Genomic DNA, 5,462 nt, shown 5'->3' with positions numbered 1-5,462 from the left:
GCACCGGCAACATCCTCACCGAACACCACGACAACGGCATCCTCCAGATCACGACCGGCATCCCGGCACCCGGAGCGGTGCGATGACCGGCGACCTGGACTCCTTGTCCTTCGAGCCGTTGACCCCGACGTCGTATCTGGATCGTGCCGCGGCGGCGCACGGGGATCGGGTCGCGGTGGTGGACGGGCGGTCCCGGTGGACCTATGCGGAGCTGCGTGATCGGTGTCAGCGGTTGGCGGGCGGGCTGGCCTCGTTGGCCGGGGGGCGTCCGGTGGCGGTGCTGGCACCGAACACGCATATGTCGCTGGAGGCGCACTACGGGGTGCCGTGGGCGGGGGTGCCGCTGGTCGCGGTGAACACCCGGCTGTCGGTGGGCGAGGTCGCCTACATCCTGGAGCATTCCAAGGTGTCCGTACTGATCCACGACCCGTCGTTCGACGCGTTGGTGGACGAGGCCCTCGCCCGGCTGGACGCCCCACCGCACCGAATCAGGGCGGGGCGGGAATACGAGGATCTGCTGGCCGCGGCGGAGCCGCTGCACCTGACCCCGGCCGACGAACGGGCGCTGCTGTCGATCAACTACACCTCGGGGACCACGGGCCGCCCGAAGGGCGTGATGTACCACCACCGGGGCGCGTTCCTGCAGGCCGTGGCGATGGTGGGGCACACCGGACTGACGCCGTCGAGCGTGCACCTGTGGACGCTGCCGATGTTCCACTGCAACGGATGGACGTTCCCGTGGGCGGTGACCGCGGCGGCTGGGACGCACGTCTGCCTGCCGAAGGTGGATCCGGCGGAGATCTGGCGACTGCTTCGGGAGGAGGGCGTCACGCATCTCAACGGGGCGCCGACGGTGCTGTCGATGATCGCCTACGCCCAGGAGGCCGCCCCACTGGACCGCACGGTGCGGATCGCCACCGGTGGGGCGCCGCCGTCGCCGGCGATCCTGCGGCGGACGGCGGAGCTGGGGTTCGAAGTCACGCATCTGTACGGGCTGACCGAGACTTACGGCCCGGCGATGCTGTGCGACTGGCGCCCCGAGTGGAACGACCGCGACGCCGCGGCACAAGCGCGGCTCAAGGCGCGTCAGGGCGTCGGGAACATGATCTCGTGCGTGCCGCGGGTGATCGCGGACGACGGTACGGACGTCCCCGCGGACGGTGTCACCACGGGGCAGATCGCGTTGCGCGGCAACAACCTCATGCTCGGCTACCTCGACGACCCGGAGGCCACCCTGGCAGCGGTGCCGGACGGATGGTTCCGGACCGGGGACATCGGCATCCTGCACCCCGACGGGTACGTGGAACTGCGTGACCGCTCGAAGGACGTGATCATCTCGGGCGGGGAGAACATCGCGTCGGTCGAGGTGGAGCAGGCGATCATGGACCATCCGGCGGTACTGGAGGCGGCGGTGATCGCGGTGCCGGACGAGCGCTGGGGTGAGGTCCCTGCCGCCTATGTGAGCCTGCGGGAAGGCGCCACGGCCACCGAGGCGGAGATCATCGAGCATGTGAAGGACAGGCTGGCCCGGTTCAAGGCGCCGAAGACGGTCACATTCACCGAGTTGCCGAAGACCTCCACCGGGAAGATCCAGAAGTTCATGTTGCGGGACAGGGCATGGGCCGGGAGCGAGAGCCGCATCCGCTGAACGACGGGCACGGACCGGTGGCACGCGAGGCCGTCGTCAGCGCGTGTCCAACCTCGTGCTCCAGGCCGTCGCATGAAGGAGGCACCAGATGAAGAAGCGTATCGGGGCCTACCCGGGTGTCCGTACCGAAGACGGTGGTCGCGGGGTGGTCTCCCAGGCCTCACAAGGGGCACGGTCCCTGAATGAGTCCGGTCGACCCACGTCTCGGGTCCCGCGACAAGTCGTCGCCGTCATCCTCATGTGGCGAGGGCGCATCGGGTTGTTCAAGCGCAGTGGATCTGTCCAGCATGACGCGGGCTTGTGGCACTGCATCACCGGATATCTGGACGCCGACAGCGACCCGGTGCGGCAAGCCATCCAGGAGATCTGGGAGGAGACTCTGCTCCCCGCCCGCGCTCTGGAGCAGCTGACCGCGGGCCCCACGCTGCGTCTCGCCGACCCTCGTGGCGGGCCGGACTGGACCGTGCACACCTTTATGGCCTGCACCGGTCAGCGTCGGCTCACTCTCAACTGGGAGCACAAGGCATACCGATGGGTACGGCCCCGGAAGCTGGCACAGTTCGACGGGCAGGTCGCATGGCTGACAGATGTCCTGCGGGCAGTCGAAGCTCTGCCGTCAGCCAAGGCGTGTGATGGGGCCGCGTCTTGAAAGAAACATCTTGTGCGGTCGCAGAGTCATCCGTCCTCTGGCGGAGCAGAACGCGAAACTCCTGATGAGGCATGGTGCCGAATGCGGAGGCGGTCTGTGATGGTCGCGGAACTGAGGTCGGCCGGCGGCGACGGCGGCCCTGCCCAGGCGGAGGAGCTTGCCGCGCTGAAGTCGGTCGAACGGCGGGTGCTGTGGCTGTCAGCCGCGACCAAGGACCCCGACCCGGTCGACTACTCCACCGGTTCGGTCGGCATCGGCGCCACCCCCCAGTGGGGTGCCCTCGCACGCCGCTACTTGCTCGCGAAGGTCTCCATGGACGCCGGCAACCTCGTCCCCGACGAGCTCACCATCGCGATGGCGAAGGACCGCATGCGACAGCCGGATGCCGAGAACGGCTTCCTGCTCGACGGTTTTCCGCGCAACGTCTCGCAGGCCGAGGCGCTCGACGAGCTGCTGAAGACCGAGGCCACCAAGCTGGACGCGGTTCTTGACCTCGAAGTCCCCGAGGAAGGTCATCGAGCGCATCGCCGGCCGGCGCATCTGCCGCGGCCGGTCGGCACACGTCTTCCACGTGTCGTACGGCCCGCCGAAGAAGCAGGGCCTGTGCGACGTCTGCGGCGGCGAGCTCTACCAGCGCGACGACGACTCCGAGGAGACCGTCCGCAGGCGGCTCGAGGTCTACTACACGCGGACCGAGCCGATCATCGAGTACTACAAGACGCGGGGCCTGGCGGTTACGATCTCCGCCCTGGGCCCGGTGGACGAGGTCACGCGGCGGGCGCTGGAAGCCCTCAAGCGCGAGGACGACGGCAAGTAGCGGCCGGCACCAGTGTGCCGCGACGTGGTTGACGGCTGACTCCGCGTTCTCCGCGTTCCCGCGTCCGGTCCGATGTGTTCTGGACGGCGTTGATCCGTCTCGCGGTCAGGCCGGGGTCTGAACGTGGCGGTCGCGTCCGGCGCCATAACCGGCAGCGGCCATGACCAGGCTCAATGCGGTGAGGAGAAGGAGAGCACCAGTCCAGCTGCCGGTGGTGTCGTGGAGGACGCCCAGAAGAAGGGGGCCGGCCGCGGCGACGAGATAGCCGATGGACTGAGCCATCCCGGCCAGGGCTGTGGTCTCGCTGGGACCAGTGGCACGTTGGCTTTGGAAGCTCAGGGCGAGCACGAGACAGACACCGGCGCCCAACCCGAGAAGAGTGCACGCCGCGAGTGCGAGCGCCGGAAAGAGGAGCAGGAGCGCGAAGCCCGCGGCGACGATCGCTGAGCCCGCGGCGGCAGCGAAGCGCTGGTCGTGGCGGCCTCGAGTGATCAAAGGCAGCAACATGCTCGTGACCAGTGCGACGAGCTGGTAGTAGAACAGCATCCAGCCGGCAGCCGTGGTGCTCATGCCCTGCTGACCGAGGATGCTGGGCAGCCAAGCGACGGCGGTGTAGAAGGCAAGGGACTGCAGGCCCATGAAGAAGGACACCTGCCACGCCAGCCAGGATCGCCATGGGGTTCGAGCGTGTGTCCCACGAGACCGCACGCCGCCGTCGGGCCGGGACCCGCGGAGCCGAGGCAGCCATACGGCGAGAGCGGCGACGGCGACGACCACTCCCCAGGCCAGGGCGGAATGCCAGGTTCCGGGCAGGGCCTCGGCAAGCGGGACGGAGATGCCGGAGGACAGAGCGGCGACCACTCCCATGGCGGTGACGTAGAGAGCGCTGACGGTATGAACCCGCGGGCCGGGCACGTGGGTACGAATCACCGTGGGCAGCAGGACGTTGCCAACCGCGATGGCCACCGAGAGGATCACGGTTCCGGCGAACAGACAGGCGATCGAAGGCAAGGACCGGATCACGGTGCCCACTGCCAGCACGGCGAGGGCGGCCACGAGAAGGCGGGTGGTGCCGACCCGGTGCGAGGTGCGCCCGACGAAGGGCGAAGTCACGGCAAACACAAACAGCGGCAGGGTACTCAGTACGCCACCCGCTGACGCGGTCAACCCGGTGTCGTGCTCGATGGCCGGCAGCAGTGTGCCCACACCCGTCAAGGTCACGCGCAGGTTGGCCGCCACCAACAGGATCGCGATCAAGAGGCTGGCCGAAAGGGTGGGCGTAGTAACCGGCGTCTTCGGGGCTGCGATCCGGTCGGCCTTCGTGGCCGTGGTGAGGCCGGCGCGGGAGTTCCTCGAGGTGGTCACTTCTGTCGTTCCGTTCCGGTCTCGGAGAGCTTCACGATCTCGGTGGCGCAGTAGCGTGCACCGACCTCGTCCTGGGCGGCGATCGCCTCAACGAGACGCCTGTGCAGAAGGCTGTGGCGTGCGGCCGTCGCGCTGGGCCAGACCGTGCCGCCGATCTGTTCGGTGACCGCGACGCTGAGGACGTCGTACACCTCGGTGAGAAGGGTGTTCCCGCTGGCACTCACCACGGCCTGGTGGAAGCGGGCATCGATCTCCACGTCGGCGGCCGTCTCCGGTGAATCCGCTGCGGCCTCGGCCTCGTCGAGGAGGTGCCGCAGGCGATTCAGGTCGTCTTCGGTACGCCGCAACGCGGCCAGGCCCGAGGCGTACTCTTCCAGCACCGCGCGGAGTTCCAGCACATCGCTCCACCTCGAGGTGTTGGCACGTCTCATCAGTACCGAGTGCATTTCGCTCGATGTCCGGACGTACGTCCCGTCACCCTTCCTGGCCTCCAGCAGGCCCAGATGCACCAGCGCGCCGAGCGCCTCGCGCACCGTCGTACGCCCGACACCGAGTTGCTCGACCAGGTCATGTTCGGGCGGGATCCGCATCCCTACAGGCCAGGCGCCGGATGTGATCTGCTCGCGGAGGGTGTCCACCAGTTGCGCCGACAGGCTCGCTACGCGGCGCGGCGCACGAAGATCTCTCATAAGGCGACCCTAACACCGAATGTCTGACATCTGTACGTGATGCAGGTCGCCACCCGCATTGGCCCTTGATGACTCGGCCGCCGCACTGTCCGCCCGCTCCGGAACCACGACCTACCAAGGTGGGACCACTCGATGGGCGGAAATCAACAGCCCATGCCCTGAGCGGGCCCCGGCGTCCACGGAAGCGCCAGTCAATCCTGGGGTCTACCTCCGAGTGGAGCCACAGCGATCGTTCCTGTCTAGTCCTTGATCTCGCAGATGACCGCGCCCGAGGTGAGGGAGGCGCCGACGTTC

General features: G+C 68.2%; 4 protein-coding genes and 1 pseudogene. 3 read left to right on the top strand and 2 right to left on the bottom strand.

Features of this window, described 5'->3' with window-relative positions:
• Nucleotides 1-82: 82 nt before the first annotated feature.
• The 3 genes and pseudogenes from NP777_RS46425 (at nucleotide 83) to NP777_RS46415 (ending at nucleotide 3,114) form a co-directional block, all read left to right on the top strand.
• On the top strand, nucleotides 83-1,648 hold the full coding sequence (locus NP777_RS46425; RefSeq protein WP_256656246.1) for an acyl--CoA ligase family protein: 1,566 nt from the start codon (nucleotides 83-85) through the stop codon (nucleotides 1,646-1,648).
• An 88-nt stretch (nucleotides 1,649-1,736) separates the two neighbouring features.
• Nucleotides 1,737-2,297, top strand: a complete 561-nt coding sequence (locus tag NP777_RS46420; RefSeq protein WP_256656245.1) for an NUDIX domain-containing protein — start codon at nucleotides 1,737-1,739, stop codon at nucleotides 2,295-2,297.
• A 252-nt stretch (nucleotides 2,298-2,549) separates the two neighbouring features.
• A pseudogene (locus tag NP777_RS46415) lies at nucleotides 2,550-3,114 on the top strand (nucleoside monophosphate kinase).
• A 105-nt stretch (nucleotides 3,115-3,219) separates the two neighbouring features.
• Here NP777_RS46415 and NP777_RS46410 read toward each other — a convergent pair.
• Together NP777_RS46410 and NP777_RS46405 are read right to left on the bottom strand one after the other, a co-directional pair.
• Nucleotides 3,220-4,479: an MFS transporter gene (locus NP777_RS46410; protein WP_256656244.1), complete on the bottom strand. Its 1,260-nt coding sequence runs from the start codon at nucleotides 4,477-4,479 to the stop codon at nucleotides 3,220-3,222.
• Nucleotides 4,476-5,168 carry a FadR/GntR family transcriptional regulator gene (locus NP777_RS46405; RefSeq protein WP_256656243.1) on the bottom strand — a complete coding sequence of 231 codons (693 nt, stop codon included), beginning with the start codon at nucleotides 5,166-5,168 and terminating at the stop codon, nucleotides 4,476-4,478. Before NP777_RS46405 ends, NP777_RS46410 begins: the two co-directional genes overlap by 4 nt.
• Between the last annotated feature and the right edge of the window lie 294 nt (nucleotides 5,169-5,462).

This window comes from Streptomyces rugosispiralis (assembly GCF_024505145.1).
GTDB lineage: Bacteria > Actinomycetota > Actinomycetes > Streptomycetales > Streptomycetaceae > Streptomyces > Streptomyces rugosispiralis.
This window is presented reverse-complemented; position numbering and strand designations above follow the sequence as displayed.

Bases quoted from the DNA above. Each gene is read 5' to 3' on its own strand.
- NP777_RS46425 (WP_256656246.1), top strand. From the start codon at position 83: ATGACCGGCGACCTGGACTCCTTGTCCTTCGAGCCGTTGACCCCGACG.
- NP777_RS46420 (WP_256656245.1), top strand. From the start codon at position 1,737: ATGAAGAAGCGTATCGGGGCCTACCCGGGTGTCCGTACCGAAGACGGT.
- NP777_RS46405 (WP_256656243.1), bottom strand. From the start codon at position 5,168: ATGAGAGATCTTCGTGCGCCGCGCCGCGTAGCGAGCCTGTCGGCGCAA.